Raw genomic sequence first — 1,005 nt, forward strand, 5'->3', positions numbered from 1 at the left:
TCGTGGCAGGCATGAAGGAAATGCTTCAGGCATAAAAAAGCCCCCATTGCCTGCAAGGCAATGGGGGCTCTCTGTGGCGCTTACTTCTCGACGAACGCACGCTCGATCAGGTAATCACCCGGCTCGCGCATCCGCGCCGAGATCTTCAGGCCGAAGCTGTCGAGCACTTCGCTGGTCTCGTCGAGCATGCTCGGGCTGCCGCAGATCATCGCGCGGTCGTCCTGCGGGTTGATCGGTGGCAGGCCGATGTCGCTGAACAGCTTGCTGCTGCGCATCAGGTCAGTCAGGCGGCCCTGATTCTCGAACGGCTCGCGGGTCACGGTCGGGTAGTAGATCAGCTTGTCACGCAGCGCCTCGCCGAAGAACTCGTTCTGCGGCAGGTGCTCGGTGATGAACTCGCGGTAGGCGACTTCGTTGACGTAGCGCACACCGTGAACCAGGATCACTTTCTCAAAACGCTCGTAGGTTTCCGGGTCCTGAATGACGCTCATGAACGGCGCCAGACCGGTACCGGTGCTCAGCAGGTACAGGTGCTTGCCCGGGTTCAGGTCATCAAGAACCAGCGTGCCGGTAGGCTTCTTCGAGATGATGATCTCGTCGCCTTCCTTCAAGTGCTGCAACTGGGACGTCAGCGGACCGTCCTGCACTTTGATGCTGAAGAACTCGAGATGCTCTTCCCAGTTCGGGCTGGCGATCGAGTAAGCGCGCATAAGCGGGCGGCCGTTGGGCTGTTGCAGGCCGATCATCACGAACTGACCGTTCTCGAAGCGCAGGCCCGGATCGCGGGTGCACTTGAAGCTGAACAGAGTGTCGTTCCAGTGATGAACACTGAGGACACGCTCGTGGTTCATGTTGCTCATGTACGTTTGACTCCTGGAGATTGGTCTGCGCGGCTCAATGAGGCTCAACGTGCGCAATTGCATCGCATTCTAATAGCGACGACAATATCTGTTAACTGGATTATTAAGATAAGGGTTATCGGTTATATCGATATGCGATTTACTC

1 protein-coding gene is annotated in these 1,005 nt (G+C 57.3%); it reads right to left on the minus strand.

The features are described from left to right. Positions 1 to 80: 80 nt before the first annotated feature. On the minus strand, positions 81 to 860 hold the full coding sequence (gene fpr, locus OQK_RS00945) for a ferredoxin-NADP reductase (protein ID WP_016770712.1): 780 nt from the start codon (positions 858 to 860) through the stop codon (positions 81 to 83). Between the last annotated feature and the right edge of the window lie 145 nt (positions 861 to 1,005).

Source organism: Pseudomonas sp. R62 (assembly GCF_000257605.1).
GTDB classification, from domain to species: domain Bacteria; phylum Pseudomonadota; class Gammaproteobacteria; order Pseudomonadales; family Pseudomonadaceae; genus Aquipseudomonas; species Aquipseudomonas atacamensis.

Coding starts and splice junctions, on each gene's coding strand:
- fpr (WP_016770712.1), bottom strand. CDS start 860: ATGAGCAACATGAACCACGAGCGTGTCCTCAGTGTTCATCACTGGAAC.